General features: G+C 71.7%; 16 protein-coding genes, 1 tRNA gene, 1 other RNA gene and 1 pseudogene. 14 read left to right on the top strand and 5 right to left on the bottom strand.

Going from position 1 to position 15,922, the window contains the following annotated elements; all coding sequences use genetic code 11:
• The 5 genes from VFO68_RS22785 to VFO68_RS22765 all read left to right on the top strand — a co-directional run.
• Positions 1–758 (top strand): EndoU domain-containing protein (locus VFO68_RS22785; RefSeq protein ID WP_325160394.1); only part of this gene is annotated, 758 nt, incomplete at its 5' end.
• Entirely contained in the window at positions 742–1,065 is a 324-nt protein-coding gene (locus VFO68_RS22780) for a hypothetical protein (RefSeq protein ID WP_325160393.1), read from the top strand. The genes VFO68_RS22785 and VFO68_RS22780, both read left to right, overlap by 17 nt.
• A gap of 323 nt (positions 1,066–1,388) precedes the next feature.
• Positions 1,389–3,422 carry a diguanylate cyclase domain-containing protein gene (locus tag VFO68_RS22775; RefSeq protein ID WP_325160392.1) on the top strand — a complete coding sequence of 678 codons (2,034 nt, stop codon included), beginning with the start codon at positions 1,389–1,391 and terminating at the stop codon, positions 3,420–3,422.
• Positions 3,423–3,427: 5 nt separating this feature from the next.
• Entirely contained in the window at positions 3,428–4,120 is a 693-nt protein-coding gene (locus VFO68_RS22770) for a dienelactone hydrolase family protein (protein WP_325160391.1), read from the top strand.
• A 47-nt stretch (positions 4,121–4,167) separates the two neighbouring features.
• The gene (locus tag VFO68_RS22765) at positions 4,168–5,838 is read left to right on the top strand and encodes a GAF domain-containing sensor histidine kinase (protein ID WP_325160390.1); all 1,671 of its coding nucleotides are present in this window, start codon (positions 4,168–4,170) and stop codon (positions 5,836–5,838) included.
• Here VFO68_RS22765 and VFO68_RS22760 read toward each other — a convergent pair.
• The gene (locus VFO68_RS22760; RefSeq protein ID WP_325160389.1) at positions 5,835–6,491 is read right to left on the bottom strand and encodes a response regulator transcription factor; all 657 of its coding nucleotides are present in this window, start codon (positions 6,489–6,491) and stop codon (positions 5,835–5,837) included. The genes VFO68_RS22765 and VFO68_RS22760 overlap by 4 nt on opposite strands.
• Before the next feature lie 201 nt (positions 6,492–6,692).
• On the opposite strand from VFO68_RS22760, the gene VFO68_RS22755 reads away from it, so the two are divergent.
• Positions 6,693–6,983 carry a hypothetical protein gene (locus tag VFO68_RS22755; RefSeq protein ID WP_325160388.1) on the top strand — a complete coding sequence of 97 codons (291 nt, stop codon included), beginning with the start codon at positions 6,693–6,695 and terminating at the stop codon, positions 6,981–6,983.
• A 14-nt stretch (positions 6,984–6,997) separates the two neighbouring features.
• Here the strand turns inward: VFO68_RS22755 and VFO68_RS22750 are convergent, their stop codons facing one another.
• Entirely contained in the window at positions 6,998–8,581 is a 1,584-nt protein-coding gene (locus tag VFO68_RS22750; protein WP_325160387.1) for a GAF domain-containing sensor histidine kinase, read from the bottom strand.
• Positions 8,582–8,709: 128 nt separating this feature from the next.
• Here VFO68_RS22750 and VFO68_RS22745 point away from each other — a divergent pair, with 128 nt between their 5' ends.
• The 3 genes from VFO68_RS22745 (at position 8,710) to VFO68_RS22735 (ending at position 10,726) form a co-directional block, all read left to right on the top strand.
• Positions 8,710–9,909, top strand: a complete 1,200-nt coding sequence (locus tag VFO68_RS22745; protein WP_325160386.1) for a serine/threonine-protein kinase — start codon at positions 8,710–8,712, stop codon at positions 9,907–9,909.
• A gap of 87 nt (positions 9,910–9,996) precedes the next feature.
• A complete protein-coding gene (locus tag VFO68_RS22740; RefSeq protein ID WP_325160385.1) occupies positions 9,997–10,164 on the top strand; it encodes a hypothetical protein in 168 nt (55 codons plus the stop codon).
• Positions 10,165–10,219: 55 nt separating this feature from the next.
• Positions 10,220–10,726, top strand: a complete 507-nt coding sequence (locus tag VFO68_RS22735) for a DinB family protein (protein ID WP_325160384.1) — start codon at positions 10,220–10,222, stop codon at positions 10,724–10,726.
• Positions 10,727–10,774: 48 nt separating this feature from the next.
• Here VFO68_RS22735 and atpE read toward each other — a convergent pair whose 3' ends face one another.
• Positions 10,775–11,035 carry an ATP synthase F0 subunit C gene (gene atpE / locus VFO68_RS22730; RefSeq protein ID WP_325160383.1) on the bottom strand — a complete coding sequence of 87 codons (261 nt, stop codon included), beginning with the start codon at positions 11,033–11,035 and terminating at the stop codon, positions 10,775–10,777.
• Between the two features lie 174 nt (positions 11,036–11,209).
• Positions 11,210–11,300: transfer RNA gene (locus tag VFO68_RS22725), tRNA-Ser, on the bottom strand.
• Positions 11,301–11,437: 137 nt separating this feature from the next.
• Here VFO68_RS22725 and VFO68_RS22720 point away from each other — a divergent pair.
• Positions 11,438–12,217 carry a class I SAM-dependent methyltransferase gene (locus tag VFO68_RS22720; protein ID WP_325160382.1) on the top strand — a complete coding sequence of 260 codons (780 nt, stop codon included), beginning with the start codon at positions 11,438–11,440 and terminating at the stop codon, positions 12,215–12,217.
• Positions 12,218–12,249: 32 nt separating this feature from the next.
• Positions 12,250–12,954, top strand: a complete 705-nt coding sequence (locus VFO68_RS22715) for a haloacid dehalogenase type II (protein ID WP_325160381.1) — start codon at positions 12,250–12,252, stop codon at positions 12,952–12,954.
• Here VFO68_RS22715 and VFO68_RS22710 read toward each other — a convergent pair whose 3' ends face one another.
• Positions 12,955–13,440, bottom strand: coding sequence for a hypothetical protein (locus VFO68_RS22710; RefSeq protein WP_325160380.1), 486 nt, complete (start codon positions 13,438–13,440; stop codon positions 12,955–12,957).
• Positions 13,441–13,535: 95 nt separating this feature from the next.
• On the opposite strand from VFO68_RS22710, the pseudogene VFO68_RS34305 reads away from it, so the two are divergent.
• The 3 genes and pseudogenes from VFO68_RS34305 to VFO68_RS22695 all read left to right on the top strand — a co-directional run.
• Positions 13,536–13,970: pseudogene (locus VFO68_RS34305) on the top strand (hypothetical protein); the annotation flags it as partial.
• Positions 13,971–14,146: 176 nt separating this feature from the next.
• Positions 14,147–14,243: signal recognition particle sRNA small type (gene ffs / locus VFO68_RS22700), an RNA gene on the top strand.
• Between the two features lie 45 nt (positions 14,244–14,288).
• Positions 14,289–15,922 (top strand): DNA polymerase III subunit gamma and tau (locus VFO68_RS22695; protein ID WP_325160378.1); only part of this gene is annotated, 1,634 nt, incomplete at its 3' end.

Raw genomic sequence — 15,922 nt, 5'->3', positions numbered from 1 at the left:
GGGAGCAGCTCGACCGGATCGGCGCCGAGACCGCAGGCCCGGTGCGCGCGGCGAGTGCGCTGGCGCCGCGGGCCGGCGAGTTGTGTCACCCGATGGTGGCGGTTCCGGTTCGCCGGCTGGTGGTCGGTCCGCCGCCGGTGCGGACCGAACTGACCACGCTGCTGACCGTCGCGGCCGCGGCGCACCCGGACGCGACACTCAAACGCCGGCTCGGGCATGACGATCTCCGGGACAACCCGGCGGCCTGGGAGGCCGGTATCGAAGGCCTGCTCAGGCGGTTGCGCCGGCTCGGGCTGGACCAGCTGTCGCCGCGGCTGAAACAGCATCTTTTCGAGGGCCACTATTCGGCCAGGAAGAACCGAAACCTCGGTTATCACCACCGGGCGGGCGGCGTCGACTCCGGTGCGCTGCGGGTGGTGCGAATGGTCGGCCGGCCGGACCGGCACGGGGTGTACCGGGCCGAGGTGGCCGGGCCGCGGACCGGTCCGAGGGCTCCGGTCAAGCGCAGCACCTTCTTCCCCGATGCCTGGACCAGGGACATCGTGCTGCGGGCGATTCGGCACGCGTTCGTCAACCGGAGCGATCTCGACCCCGCGCGGCTGCGCTGGCGCGGACGGTTCGCCGGCGTGGTCATCGAGGGCGTGGTCGAACGGACCATTCTCCCGGCGAACGCTGAAACGCGGACCGCGCGGCTCTATCATATTGTGACGGCATATCCGGTATATCAAGGAAAGGAGGCCGGTGGGCAAAGCGACTAAGACCGTAAAATTCACCTGGAATGCGGCCGGGCGGGTCGCCGTCGCCGTTTCGCCGGACCTCCGGCCGCTGGACGACTTCCTCGAGACCGAGATCGGCGAGAGCCTGTCCACCCTCGCGCTCATCACCGGGCGGGTCCGGGCCGGCGAGCCGTGGGCGTTCGGCGGCGACTGCTGTCACCTGACCGTTCGCGCGGGCGAAGTGTGTCTGGAGAACGACTTCACCGGCTGCCGGGTGACTCTGGCCGGTGCCGAGTTCCTGGACATCGCCGGCGAGTTCGAACGCGCGGTGCGGGCGGGACGCGGATAGCGTGGTTACACAAAGCCCCGATGGGGCAACGCCGGTTCCCCCGAACGTGCGACAAGTCGCCACGATGTTCAGCCTCCCGGTCACATCCGGCGGTGGGTAGTCTGTCGGTCACGGAATGGACACAAGCGAGGTGCGGCTTGACCGGGCTGATGAGCTGTCGGAAGCAGACCCCTTGGGGCCGGCGTTGAACCGGGCCGCGCCGCCCGGCGTAGTGCTCGTGAGCCGAAGTCCCGATCCCGCGCCCCACCACTGACCCCACCGACGTGACCTCCCCCGGACCACCCCTACCCGCACCCGGCGAGCCCGCTGAGGTGTCCCGAGCCATGGATGAGCTGACCAGATCCTGGATGCAGGTCGTCGCGGCCTCCACCTACATCTCGATCTCGCCCGGCGAGCTGGAAAGCGACCTGCGCGAACTGGTCCGCCTGCTCGTCGGCGCGCTCCGGGCCCGGCCGTTCGACCCGAAACCCGGTGCCGACGTCGGCGCACGCATGGTCGCCGGACAACTGGTCGGCATCGACACGCTCACCCTCTCGGTGGAAACCCTCGTCGACGGCCTGTTCGCCATCGCGGGCGCCGACCGCACCGGCGTCCGGAACCTCGGCGCGCTGCTCGCCGCGCTGTGCACCGGCTACGCCGAGGCGGTCCGCAGGCGCACGCTGGACCAGCAGGAGGACATGAAACGCGCGCTGCTGTCGGCCAAGCAGCGCGCCGAGCAGGTGCTGCGCGCCACCGAGAGCCGGTTCCGCGAGGTGTTCGCCTCGTCCCCGACGGGCATCGCGATCACCGACCTGGACTGCCGGTTCGTCGAGGTGAACCCCGCGCTGGTGGAGATCCTCGCCAGCAGCACCGACCGGCTGATCGGCGCCGCCCTCACCGACTACCTGGCGCCCGACGAGTCCGACGGGGTGGTCGACCCGCCGCGCGGCCGGCTGCAGCTGGTGCGCGACGACGACGAACTCGCCTGGGTCTACGTCGCCCTGTCGCCGCTGCGGGAAGGGCCGGGCAAGCCGGAGTCCTACGTGATGACCGTGCAGGACCTCAGCGAGCTGCAGCTGCTGCAGGGCCGGTTCGGCCATCAGCTGCTGCACGACGCGCTGACCGGCCTCGCCAACCGGCTGCATTTCCAGTCCGCGCTGGAGACCAGGCTCGCCCGGGCCGAGCCGGACGCCGAGGTCACCCTGTACCTGCTCGACCTGGATGCCTTCTCGGTGCTCAACGAGGGGTTCGGTCACCAGGTCGGCGACCGTCTACTCAGGACGGTCGCGAAGCGGTTGACCACCGCGGTCGCGGGCGAGTCCGCGCTCGTCGCGCGGACCGGCGGCGACGAGTTCGCCATTCTGATCGAGGACTCGCCGGACACGCCGGACATTCCGGTGCTGATCGAGCAGATTCACGGCGCCCTGACCGAGCCGGAGTACGTCGACGGCTGCGGGCTGGCGCTGAACGCCACCGTCGGCGTGGTCCGGCGCGCGGTCGCGGACACCACCGCGGCCGAGTTGTTCCGCGCCGCCGACGCCGCGCTGCACTGCGCGCGGGCCACCGGCCGGCGGCAGTGGATGGGCTACGACTCCGCCCAGGACGCCCGCAACAGCAAGCGGTACCGCACCGCCTCGGCGCTGCCCGGCGCGTTCGAGGACGGCGAGTTGGAGGTCGGCTACCAGCCGGTGGTTCGGCTCTCCGACCGGCAGACCGTCGCGGTCGACGCGATGCTGTGCTGGACCGGCCGGGCGGAGGGCGGGTTGGACGGGCCGCAGACCCTGGAACTCGCCGAGCTGACCGGCCAGTCCGTCCTCTTGGGACCGTGGCTGCTGCGCACCGCCTGTGCGAGCCTGCCGAACGCGCCGGACTCCGCGCTGCTGCGCGTGCGGCTGTCCCGGCTGCAGACCGCCGACGGCGATCTGGTCGCCGCCGTGCTGAAGGCCATCGAGTCCGTGGACGCACCGGCACAACGGCTGGAGATCGCCTTCGACACCGAGGCCGTGCTGGCCGAGTTTGGCAGCGCGGTGGACAACATCCAGGTCGCCACCGAGATCGGCGTACGTACCGCGCTGTGCGGCTGGGACGGCGGGCCGCGCCAGCTCGACCTGGTGGAGCGGTTCGGAGTCCGGTCGGTGATCATGCGCGATCCGTTCCGGTGCCGCAAGAAGCTCAGTGCGGCGGTGGCGGGCGCACTGGAAAGCACGGTGAGCTCGGCGAAATCCCTCGGTGTCGTGGTGTCGGTCGACGGCGTGCGGCACGAGCCGGACGCGGCCCGGTGGGCGGAGTTCGGCGTCGACACCGCGACCGGAGCCTTGTTCGGCGAGGCGACCGGACTTGATCAGGCATTGACCGGCACCGGCCGGCCGGCAGAATGACCGCCATGGATGTGCCGACCCCGAACGGTGATCTCTCGGTCTACCAGGCGTCACCCGAGGGGGCCGGGCCGTGGCCCGGGGTGGTGGTGATCCACGACGCGGTGGGCATGAGCCACGATGTGCGCAACCAGGCGGACTGGCTCGCCGGCGCCGGATACCTGGCGGTCGCGCCGGATCTCTTTCGCGGTGGGCACCGGATCGCCTGCCTGGTCAAGTTTCTGCGGGACGCCAGCCAGCCGCTGAGCGACGTCGACGCGGTGCGGTCCTGGCTCGCTGACCGCGACGACTGCACCGGCGCGGTCGGCGTGATGGGCTTCTGCCTGGGCGGCGGCTTCGCGCTGATGCTCGCGCCCGGCCACGGGTTCGCCGCCGCCAGCGTGAACTACGGCCCGCTGCCGAAGAACGCGGAGCGGGCCCTGGCCGGGTCCTGCCCGATCGTCGGCAGCTACGGCGCCCGCGACCGGCAGTTGCGCGGCGCCGCCGGCAAGCTGACCAGGGCGCTGGACGTCAACGGCGTTCCGCACGACATCAAGGAGTACCCCGAGGTGGGGCATGCGTTTCTCAACGACCACGACCGGTCCGACCTGCCCGGTCCGTTCCGGCTGATGATGAAGCTGCCGACGATGCGGTTCCACGCCCCGTCGGCCGAGGATGCCCGGGCGCGCATCCTCGACTTCTTCGGCAGCCACCTGAGGTGACATTCGTCCCTGTTCCGTCCGGGACGCGGCTGTCACCGTGGAGAGCTATGTCTGACCAGGAGCCGATGGACATCGCGGGGCAACTCGGCCCGCGGCTGGAGGCTCTGCTCGGCGAGGTGCACGACCGGCTGGGCACGGTCATCAAGACCCGCGACCGCCTGCTGGGGCTGCTCGAGGCGGTGCTCGCCGTCGCCGCCGGCCTCGAACTGGACGCCACCCTGCGGCGCATCGTGCAGGCCGCGGTCGAGCTGATCGACGCCCGGTACGGCGCGCTCGGCGTCAACGGCGAGGAAGGCCTCGCCCAGTTGCTCTACGAGGGCATCGACGAGGAGACCCTGGCCCTGATGGGAACGGAGGGTCGCGGACTGCTCGGCACGCTCGTCGCGAACCCGAACCCGATCCGGCTCGCCGGCTCCGGCGGGCACCCGGACGGCTTTCCGCCCGACCACCCGCCGACCCGCGGCTTCCTCGGCGTGCCGATCCTGGTCGGCGACGAGGTGTTCGGCAACCTCTACCTGACCGGGAAGAAGGGCGCAGGCGAGTTCACCCGGGACGACGAGGCGGTGCTCACCGCGCTCGCCGCCGCGGCCGGCGTCGCCGTGGAGAACGCCCGGCTGTTCGAACGGTCCCGGACCAGGGAGCGGTGGCTGGCCGCCAACGCCGAGATCAACGAGCGCGTGCTGCACGGCGCCTCGACCAGGGAGACCCTGAACCTGATCGCGGCCCGGGGGCGGGAACTGTCCGGGGCGGACTGGGTACTGCTGGCCCTCTCCAATGGCGACGACCCGCCGGGCGCGGATCCACGGGTCGTCGCGGCGGCCGGCGACCGCGGCGCCGAACTGCTCGACCTGCCGGTGCGGACCGACCTGTTCGGCGACGGAAACAGTGCCACGGTCACCGATCTGGCCGGGCTGCTGCCCGCCGGCCCGGCCGGTGACTTCGGTTCCGGCCTCGCCGTCCGGTTGCCCGGCTCCGGGCCGGCCGGCGGGCTGCTGGCCGTGCGCGCCAAGGGCAAGCCCCCGTTTCCCGCCGACGGCCGGCCGATGCTGGTCTCGCTGGCCAACCAGGCGGCGATGGCGGTGGAGTTCGCCGAGACCCAGCGGACCCGGCGGTTGCTGGACGTGCTCGCCGACCGCGACCGGATCGCCGGGGACCTGCACGACCACGTGATCCAGCGCCTGTTCGCCACCGGGATGAGCCTGCAGGGCACGGTGCGCCGGATAGCCGACCCGGAGGCGGTCCGCCGGGTCACCCGCGCGGTCGAGGAACTCGACGCCACGGTCCGGGAGATCCGCACGTCGATCTTCGACCTGCACACCACCGCCGAGGACCGCGCGGCCAGCCTGCGCCGCCGGTTGCTGGACATCGTGGCCGAGCACAGCGCCGGCGGAGGCGCCGTGCCGGCCGTGCGGATCTCCGGTGCGGTGGACACCCTGGTTCCGGACGAGATCGGCGAACAGGTGGTCGCGGTGCTCGGCGACAGCCTGGCCAACGCGCTGCGGCACGCCCTGGCCAGCGAGGTGACGGTCACCATCGATGCCGGCACCGAGTTGGTGCTCGAGGTGGTCGACAACGGCCGGCCGTTGCCGCCGGAGGTGTTCGGCTCCTCGCGTTCGGCCGCGCGCCGGTCCGCGGACCGGTGCGGCGGCACCGCATCGCTCGAGGCGATGCCCGACGGTGGCACCCGCTTGCATTGGCGGGCACCACTGTCCGGCTAGCCGTTGCTGGCCCGAGGCTGCCGGGAACGCAGTTCCGCGGCCAGGACGGCGGCCTGGGTGCGGCGTTGCACACCGAGCTTGGCGAGCAGGTGCGACACGTAGTTCTTGACGGTCTTTTCGGCCAGGTAGAGCCGTTCGGCGATCTGGCGGTTGGTCAGCCCGTCGGCGACCAGGTCGAGCACGGCGCGTTCCTGGTCGGAAAGCATTGCCAGCGGGTGGTTCTCCTCGCGCTTGCGCCGGATTCGGCCCAGTAGCGCGGCGGTCGTGCGCGGATCCAGCAGCGAGCCGCCGTTACCCACCGTGCGCACCGCGTTGACCAGGTCGTTGCCCAGCACCTGCTTGAGCACGAAACCCGACGCCCCAGCCATGATCGCGTCGAACAGCGCCTCGTCGTCGGCGTAGGAGGTGAGCATCAGGCAGTTCAGCTCGGGCCGCCGCGACCGTAGCTCCCGGCACAGCTCAACGCCGTTGCCGTCCGGCATGCGCACGTCGAGCACGGCCACGTCCGCCGGACAGGCCGGCACCCGGGCCAGGGCTTCGGCGACCGAGGACGCCTCTCCGACGACCGTCAGGTCCGGTTCCTCCTCAAGGAGATCCGCAAGGCCCCGGCGGACGATTTCATGGTCGTCCACCAAGAAGATTCGAATGGCCACCGGATCTCCCTGGAGGTCGGGCGGGGCTGGTTCGCGCCCGTACGGTGGAAACCGTACGCGCGGCGGGACAACTCCACATCAGGCCAGACTCCTCTTGCAGTTAGGGCCGAAAGTCCCTGTCATCACAGGGACGGTGACCCTAGGTAGCGGCGGACAAGAACCGGCACGCTATTGCAGCCGTCAATTTGCAGAGGAGCCGTGATGGATCTGGCTGGCCGGTCCGCCGCCGACGCGGAACAGGTGACCGGTGTCGAGGAATGCGCGGCGGAGCCATCGAAACCCGATCCGGTACGGGTCAACTGGCTGTACTCCGGCGCATTTCTGGGCGCCGGGAGCTGGTTGCTGGTGTTGTCGGTGATCTTCGCCGCGCTGGGCAGCTGGGTCGTCGCCGCCGCGCTGTTCGCCGGCCTGTGCCTGTGCCTGCTCGCCGTGTGGCGCGCCGGCCGGCGCGCTGCGGGCGAGCGGTCGTCGGCCGCGGCTTTGCTGGAATGACGCGAAGATCCCGCTCAGCCCGGTCCGGTCAGCGGAACGCTCCAGGTCAACCGGGTTCCGCCGGCGCCGCCCGGGTCGACCGAGAGGCTGCCGCCCCACCGCTGCGCCCGCCGTCGCAGGTTGGCCAGACCGCTGTTGCGGGTGCGCTCCGCCGGGATGCCGATCCCGTCGTCGTGCACACGCACGGTGAGCGTGTCGTCCTCGACCCGCAGTTCGACGCTGCAGGCACTCGCCCGCGCGTGCCGCGCCACGTTGGCCAGCGCCTCGCGCAGCGTGGCCAGCAGGTCGGGCCGGATTGCCTCGGAGACGGCGGAGTCCAGCGAACCGACCACCCCCACCCGCGGTTCGAAGCCGAGCGCGTCCGCGGCCTGGGCGATCACGCGCAGCGCCTCCTCGCCGAGCCCGCCGGCCGGCTCGTCCCGGCGGGCGTGGTTGCGCAACGAGAAGATGCTGTGCCGCAGGTCCCGGATGGTTCCGTCCAGGTCGTCCACCAGACCGGAGATCCGGCCCCGCAGCGCCGGCTGGACCAGCCGGTTCACCCCCTGCAGACCCAGCCCGATGTCGAACAGCCTGCGGATCACGAGGTCCTGCATGTCGGCGGCGATCCGGTCGCGGTCCTCGAACACGGCCAGCCGCCGCTGGTCGGCCCGGGCCGTGGCATAGCGCATGGCCAGAGCCGCGTGCGCGGCGAAGTTCCGCAGCAGCTCCAGGTCCGGCTCGTCGAACAGCGGCTCGCCCCGGAACCGGATCACCAGCAGCACGCCAAGGGTCTGCTCGCCTGCCGCCAGCGGGACGATCGCGGCCGAGCCGAGCTCACGCAGCACGTCCGGGGCGCCGCCGTTGTACTTGTCCTGCCAGTTGGCCGCCGCGTCGCCGTACGTGTCCAGCAGCAACGGTTCCCCGCTGCTGAACACCACCCCGGAGGCCGTGGTGGCCACATCGACCGACGAACCCACCATCGAGTCCCCGATCCCGCCTGGCGTGTCGACCACCCGGAACACCAGCTTGTCCGGATTCTCCTCGTGGGGCAGGGCGATCGCGGCGATCGGAGCGCCGGCCACCGTGCGGGCCCGCTCGGTGATCAGTTGCAGCTCGCCGCTCGGGATCCCCTCGGCCAGCAGAACCGCGGTGATCTCGTTGGAGGCCTGCAGCCAGCGCTCCCGCTGCCGGCTGCGCTCGTACATCCGCGCGTTGTCGACCGCGATGCCCGCGGCCGCGGCCAGTGCGGCCAGGCCGGCCTCGTCGTCGGCCGTGTACCCGGCGCCATCCCGTTTGCCGGCAACGTACAGCCGGCCGATCCGCTCCTCGCCGGCCAGGAGCCGTACCCACAGAAAGCCGGCCGGGTCACGGTCCGGGTCGGAACTCTCCACCAGCGACTCGAGCAGCCCGCGGGCGGGCTCGTCCGAACCGGAGTAGACGAGGTCGACCAGAACGTCGGCCGGCCCGGTCACCGCGAGTGCTCCGCAGCGGGAGTCGGTCAGCTCACAGGCATAGTCGACGATTCGCCGCAATATCTCGGGCAACCGCAGGTCCCGCGAGATGCTGATCACCGCGTTCAGCAGTCGCGCTTCGGTCGGCCGGTCCCCGGCCAGAGCCATCACCTGCCCTCGTCAACCCGATCAACCGTGACATTGTCCTCGGCTCGGCGTGGATCTGCCAGCTCCGCGTTTGATCGTCGCGCTCGCGGGTAACTGAGGGGGGCCGGCGGATGGAGTGGAGGGGCTTGATGGACACCCAGACTGGCCACCTGCTCGACGGCCGCTACCGGCTCGGATCGCAGATCGGTCGGGGTGGGATGGCCACCGTGCACGCCGCCGTCGACGTGCGGTTGCGCCGCCCGGTCGCGATCAAGCTGTTCCACCGGCCGGCCGGAGCCGTGGCGCTCGCCCGGCTGCGCAGCGAGGCGGAGCTGCTCGGCGGTCTGTCCCATCCGGGACTGCTCAAGGTGTTCGACATCTCCGCCGACACCGAGCAGCCCTACCTGGTGATGCAGCTCGTCGACGGCTGCACGCTGCGCCGGGCCATCGACAACGGTCCACTGGAGCCGGCCGTGACCGCACGGTTGGGCTTACGGCTGGCCGAAACCCTGCAGTATGTCCACTCGCGACAGATCATGCACCGGGACATCAAGCCCTCCAACGTGTTGCTGGCCAAGAGCGGCGGCTGCTACCTGGCCGACTTCGGGATCGCCCTGGCGGCAGGCGCCGCGCGGCTGACCGCGACCGGCCACTGTGTCGGGACGGCCGCGTACCTGGCTCCGGAGCAGGTCGCTGGCGCCGAGACCGGCCCGGCGGCGGACATCTACGCACTCGGCCTGGTGCTGCTGGAATGCCTTACCGGGTACCCGGAGTACACCGGCACCGAGGTGGAGGCGGCCATCGCCCGGCTGTCCCGTCCACCGCACATTCCGGACTCGGTGCCCGCCGCGCTGCGCACCGCGCTGCTGGCGATGACGGCCCGGAACCCGGACGAGCGGGCGGATGCGGCCGGCACTGTCCGGCTGCTGGCCAGCGCCGCGGCCGGCCTGTCCGATCATTCGGTGTCGGTGAGCACGGTGGTGCTGCCGCCGGTGCGTCCCGAGCAGACGATGGTCCTGGACGTCGCACCCGCGCCCCGCCGCTCGTGGCTGACCCGCCGCCGGCTCGGACATGCCGTTGCGGCCAGCGGTGTCGCCGCCGCCGCGACCCTCTTGACCCTCCTCGTCGGCGGCCCGGACCCGGTCACCCCCGCCGCCGAGCAACCGCCCGCCCAGGTCGAAACACCGGCGTCGATGGAGCCGGTCGCACCGCGGCAGACCGCCGTGTCCAACGTGGTCGTGGCCCCGGTGGACGCCGCCACGCCGGTGGACGCCGTCACCCCCGGTCCGAACCATGGCCACGGCAAACCGCCCAAGCCCGGGAAGGGCGGCAAGCCGGGCAAGGGATAAGGCTCAGGCGGCGCGCGTCACACCTTGGTGGTACGGAATACTGCCCGCACGTTTCGCGTGGGATATCGACAATTCCGGGGAGAGACTGTGCACACTGAACCTGGCAGCCGGCCCGAGGAGGCCGTCGACGAACAGGACGGCGGGGGTCGCCACCACGCCAAGGAAGGCGCCGAGCGGCACCCGCTGATCGACCTCGACCGGGACCCGACCCCCGGCGTCGCCGATCACGCCAAGCCCGAGTCCGACGAGGACTGACCGGCCCGAAAATGGCGGTGCGGACCGGCCCGGACCGGACTACTGTCCGGTCCCCGTGATCCCTTCCCGTGTCCGCCCCGCCCCGGACGCCGACGAGCGGTCCCTCCTGCTCGGTTGGCTGAACCTGCAACGCTCGATCATCCACTGGAAGTGCGAGGGGCTGTCCGAAGCCGACGCTCACCGGGTGGTCCTGCCGACCTCACCCAACATGACGATGGCCGGGCTGGTGTCCCATCTGCGCTGGACCGAGCACGTGTGGTTCGAGGTGATCCTGCTCGACTCGCCGTCCGATCCCAACCCGCAGTTCGCCGACGAGCCGGACGCGGACATGCTGGTGGCGGACGTGCCGATGGCCCAACTGCTGGACGACTACGCCCGCCAGTGCGCCACCGCCGACGAGATCATCGCCGGCCTGCCGCTGGACACCGTCGCCCGCCATGCCCGCTACGGCGGCGCCACCCTGCGCTGGATTCTGCTGCACATGCTCGAGGAGACCGCCCGGCATGCCGGCCATGCCGACACGATCCGCGAACTGCTCGACGGCACCACTGGCTACTACTGAAATGGCGCGCCGGGCACCCGTCGGCACGGGTACCCGGCGCTGCCGGCCCTAGAGGCCCGGCGTGACGAAGAACAGCAGCACCGCGAACACCAGCGCGATGAAGAACGTTCCTTCGGCCAAACTCACCGTCAGAAGGAACGGGCCCATCAGGCGGCCCTGTGCCTCGGGCTGCCGCGCGATACCGGCCACCAACTGGCTACCGACCACACCGTCGCCGATCGCCGCACCCGCCGCGGCGACACCGATCGCCACCCCGCCACCGACAAAAGCACCGAGCCGAACCAGAGCCTCACCCTGCTCGATCGCCATGGGTCTCCCCTTTCTCCATTGAAAGGCCGTGACACCAAAAGGGAGACTCCGCGAACACCCATGGATGCACCCGGGCCGGAACTGCCCGAAAGCTGTCCGAAGGACCAAAGGGCGCCAAAACACACGGCGCCGGGCATCCATGATCGTGGCTACCCGGCGCTGTGCCTGGTCAGGTGGCGGAGGATAGGGGATTTGAACCCCTGAGGGGCTATCAACCCCAACACGATTTCCAATCGTGCGCCCTAGGCCACTAGGCGAATCCTCCGCCGAGGAGGATACCGGACGTGGTCCTGACCAGCCAAAACGGCTGGTAGACGGGGTGGTACGGGTGTGCGGGACGCCCGGGTGGATTGGCCACCAACGGCGGTATGCCGGAGCCGGGAGCGCTCCTACCCTCAGCCGGTGACCAGCACGGAGTCGAGCAGACGAAAGTACGACCAGCTAGCCGAGCGCTACGAGGAGATCTTCTTCTACGTCGCCGACCTCGGCCAACGGTTGGTCGACTTCGCCGGTCCGGTGCCCGGCGCCCGGGTGCTCGACGTCGGCGCGGGGCGGGGCGCGGTCGCCCGGGCGGCAGTGGCCCGCGGTTGCGCGGTGACCGCTGTGGACGCCTCCGCCGGCATGGTGGCCCATCTCGCCGAGGACTACCCCGGGATGGTGGTTCGCCAGTTGGACGCCGCCGCCCTGGACTTCCCGCCCGGCTCCTTCGACCTGGTCACCGCCGGGTTCGTGGTGCAGATCCTGGACGACCCGGCCGCCGCGCTCGCCGCGATGCGTCGGGTGCTGGCGCCGTCCGGCATGGTCGCGCTGTCCCTGGAGACCCAGTCCGCCGACCGGACCAAGTGGTTGCTGGACCTCACCGCCGAGTTCTTCCCCGGGGCGGGGGCCTCCGCCGGGCCTGGGCCGATGACCGCCGATGCGCTGGACACGCTGCTGACCGAGGCCGGTTTCACCGGGCTGGAGCGAACCGCGGTGGATGCCCCCCGGAAGCTGCCGGACGCGCGCGCGGTCTGGGACTGGCTCGGCCCGCGCGGGCTGGCCGACTCCGTGCGCCGCCTGCCGCCCGAGCGCGCCGAGCAGTTCCGCGCCCGGTTCCTCGCCGTCGCCGAAGCCGAGCGGACCTCCGACGGGATCGTGCTCGGTTTCGCCGCCACGCTGCACCGGGCACACGCGCCACACTGAACGTCCACGGCGGATGGTCCAAGGAGACAAGCGTGGTCAAGGTGCTGGCGTTCGACATCTTCGGAACCACTGTGGACTGGTGGACCGGCGTCGGCGAGCAGGCCGGCCGGCTGGCCGCCGAGCGGGGGATCCAGTTGGACGGGGCCGGCTTCGCCGAGGACTGGCGGGGTCGCTACGTCCCGTCGATGGACCGGGTCCGGCGCGGCGAACTGCCCTGGGAGAACCTCGACGCGCTGCACCGGCGCTCGCTGGACGATCTGCTCGACGAGTGGGGGATCGGCGCCGCGTTCGACGAGCCGGCCCGGGCCGAGCTGGTGCGGACCTGGCACCGGCTGCCCGCCTGGCCGGACGCGGCCGGCGGCCTGGCGAGGCTGCGCACCCGGTACATCCTCGCGGCCACGTCCAACGGCGGGTTCGCCCTGCTGACCAACCTGGTCAAGGCCGAGGGGCTGCCGTTCGACTGCATCGTCTCGGCTGAGCTGGCCCGGCACTACAAACCGGACCGGGAGGCGTACCTGACCGTGGCCACGCTGCTGGACGTCGAGCCCGCCGAGGTCATGATGGTCGCCGCCCATGTCTGGGACCTGGCAGGCGCCCGGGCCGCCGGGCTGCGCACCGCGTTCGTGGAGCGGCCGCTGGAGAAGGGGCCGGATGGCCGGGCGGACCGGGCCGAGGACGCCCGCGCGGACCTGGTGGCGACCAGCTTCACCGACCTGGCCGGCCAGTTGGGCTGCTGATCAGAACACCTGCCGCCAGCGGAACGACCCGCGCGACGAGCGCACGCACATCACCGTCTCCTGCTCGCGGGTGATCGAGAACGCGCCCGGGTCGTCGCAGCGCTCGCCGATGACCGCGTACTGAATCGGCGGCGGGGCCGGCTGGGGCGGTGGCGCGGCCGAGGTGGTGGTGGTCGTCGACGGGGTGGCCACGATGTCCGCCGTTCGGGTCTGCATCTCGGGTTCCTCGATCACTGGCGGTACCGACGGCTCGGTCGGCGCGACCGACGGGCGGTCGCCCTCCCGGCTCGGCGTGATCGTGGGTACGGCGGGCGACTGGCCGGCGGCCGGGCGGCTGGCCGGCTCGTCGGTGAACAGCAGCACGACCATTCCGACCAGGCCGGCCAGCAGGACGAACGTCGTGATCTTGAGCGCCAGGACGACCCGGTCGGACTGCTTGGGCCGGCGATGCCGGCCGTTGGCCGTCCGAGAGGCAGCCCGCTGCATTTCTGATCTCCGTACAGTGATGGATCCCGGCTCACCAAGGTACCCAGCGTGGCGGGTCACGCGGAAGAGGGGTGAATGTGCTTCACGTCTTCGACATGGACGGCACGCTGCTGCGCGGCACCTCGGCCGCGCTCGAGATCGCCCGCCGGCTGGACTGCCTGGACGAGCTGACCGGCCTGGAGCTGGCCTTCTCGGTCGGCGGCATGGACACCCGCGGCTTCGCCGCAGCAATCGCCACCCTGTGGGGGAAGCTCACCGCCGAACTGGTCGCCGAGACCTTCCATGCCTCGCCGTGGATCGACGGGCTGCCCGACGTGCTCGCCGACATCCGGGACCGGGGCGAGTTCTCCCTGGTGGTGACCATGTCTCCGGACTTCTTCGCCAACCTGCTGCGCACCATCGGGGTGGACGAGGTGGCCGCGTCCCGGTTTCCGCCGCTGCCGCTGCGCCGGCCACCGGATCCGGCCGGCATCCTGACCCCGGCGGACAAGGTGACGATCGTCTCTGCCGAACTGGCCCGGCGGGGGCTCACCGACCGGGACTGCATCGCCTACGGCGACTCCGGCTCCGACATTCCGCTGTTCCAGCGCCTGTCCCAGACCGTGGCGGTCAACGCCACCGCCGAGCTGGCCGGGCTCGCGGCGCTGCGTTACGAAGGCGACGACCTACGCGAGGCGTACCGGCTCGCCCGGGCTCGGTACACTGACCGTGGACCTCGTGCGGCGTCCATCCTGTGAACCTCCCCAGGGCCGGAAGGCAGCAAGGATAAGCGGGCTCTGACGGGTGCACGGGGTCCGCTTTCGTCTCCGCGTGCGGTCGACGTCGGCGGCGGCGGGTAGGGTCTCGGCGTGGCGCTCGCCCTCTACCGCAAGTACCGTCCGGCGACCTTCGCCGAGGTCGTTGGTCAGGAACACGTCACCGGACCGCTGCGCGTGGCGCTCGCCGCCAAGCGGGTCAACCACGCGTACCTGTTCTCCGGCCCGCGCGGCTGTGGGAAGACCTCCAGCGCGCGGATTCTGGCCCGCTCGCTCAACTGCGCCGAGGGCCCGACCCCGGACCCGTGCGGTACCTGCGACTCCTGCGTGGCGCTGGCTCCCGAGGGACCGGGCAGCGTCGACGTGGTGGAGTTGGACGCGGCCAGCCACGGTGGTGTCGACGACGCTCGCGAGCTACGCGACCGGGCCTTCTACGCGCCGGTCGCCGCGCGCTACCGGGTGTTCATCATCGACGAGGCGCACATGGTCACGCCGCAGGGCTTCAATGCGCTGCTGAAGATCGTCGAGGAGCCGCCGGAGCATCTGGTCTTCATCTTCGCCACCACCGAGCCGGACAAGGTGCTCTCGACCATCCGGTCCCGCACGCACCACTACCCGTTCCGGCTGATCCCGCCCGGCGCGATGCGCGAACTGCTGGAACGCAACTGCGCCGCCGAGGGGGCGAGCGTCGAGCCTGCGGTGTTCCCGCTGGTGATCCGGGCGGGCGGGGGCTCGGCCCGGGACACCCAGTCGGTGCTCGACCAACTGCTGGCCGGCGCCGGACCGGAGGGTGTGACCTACGAGCGGGCGGTGGCCCTGCTCGGGGTGTCCGACGTGGCGCTGATCGACGATCTGGTGGACGGGCTGGCCGCGGACGACGCGGCGGCCGTGTTCGGCACCATCGACCGGTTGGTCGAGGCCGGGCACGACCCGCGCCGGTTCGCCGCCGACCTGCTGGACCGGTTGCGCGACCTGGTGCTGCTCCGCGCGGTGCCGGACGCCGCGTCCCGGGGGCTGGTCAACGCCCCGGGCGACGAGCTGGACCGGATGTCCGCGCAGGCGCAACGCATCGGACCGGCGGCGCTGACCAGGTACGCCGAGATAGTCCACAATGGACTGGTCGAGATGCGCGGGGCCACCGCGCCGCGGCTGCTGCTCGAACTGCTGTGTGCCCGGATGTTGCTGCCGGCCGCGGTCGGCGCCGATGCGGCGGCGGATTCCGCTGTGCTGCAACGACTTGAGCGGATGGAGCGGCGGGTCGCGGTGGCGCCCGAGGCGCCGGCGGCCGCTCCCCGTCCCGAGCCCGCTCCGCCCGCGCGACCCGCGCCGGCCGCACGACCCGACCCCGAACCCGCCGCGAAACCCGTTGCGGCGCCCGAGCCGACGGCTCCGCCCGCCCCCGCGCCGGCAACCTCCCCGGGCACGCTGGACGCCGCCGGCATCCGCCGGGTCTGGCCGGAACTGCTTGCCGTGGTGCGCAAGAACAGCCGCAGCACCGAGGCCATGCTCACCAACGCGACGGTGCACGCCGTCGAGGGCGAGACGGTGATCGTCTCGCACACCGCGGCGCCGCTGGCCCGCCGGCTGGGTGAGCCGCGCAACGTGGACGCGATCGCCGAGGCGCTGCGGAGCGTGCTCGGTGGCAGCTGGCAGGTGAAGACCGTGCACGCCGCCGCGGACGCGCCGGCACCCGAGCCGCCGCGCCGGGCCGCCCCGCCGCCCGAGCC

It is taken from the genome of Actinophytocola sp., from assembly GCF_035712165.1.
Taxonomy (GTDB): domain Bacteria; phylum Actinomycetota; class Actinomycetes; order Mycobacteriales; family Pseudonocardiaceae; genus DASYTH01.
This window is presented reverse-complemented; position numbering and strand designations above follow the sequence as displayed.

Bases quoted from the DNA above. Each gene is read 5' to 3' on its own strand.
- VFO68_RS22775 (WP_325160392.1), top strand. From the start codon at position 1,389: ATGGATGAGCTGACCAGATCCTGGATGCAGGTCGTCGCGGCCTCCACC.
- VFO68_RS22770 (WP_325160391.1), top strand. From the start codon at position 3,428: ATGGATGTGCCGACCCCGAACGGTGATCTCTCGGTCTACCAGGCGTCA.
- VFO68_RS22765 (WP_325160390.1), top strand. From the start codon at position 4,168: ATGTCTGACCAGGAGCCGATGGACATCGCGGGGCAACTCGGCCCGCGG.
- VFO68_RS22755 (WP_325160388.1), top strand. From the start codon at position 6,693: ATGGATCTGGCTGGCCGGTCCGCCGCCGACGCGGAACAGGTGACCGGT.
- VFO68_RS22750 (WP_325160387.1), bottom strand. From the start codon at position 8,581: ATGGCTCTGGCCGGGGACCGGCCGACCGAAGCGCGACTGCTGAACGCG.
- VFO68_RS22745 (WP_325160386.1), top strand. From the start codon at position 8,710: ATGGACACCCAGACTGGCCACCTGCTCGACGGCCGCTACCGGCTCGGA.
- atpE (WP_325160383.1), bottom strand. From the start codon at position 11,035: ATGGCGATCGAGCAGGGTGAGGCTCTGGTTCGGCTCGGTGCTTTTGTC.
- VFO68_RS22710 (WP_325160380.1), bottom strand. From the start codon at position 13,440: ATGCAGCGGGCTGCCTCTCGGACGGCCAACGGCCGGCATCGCCGGCCC.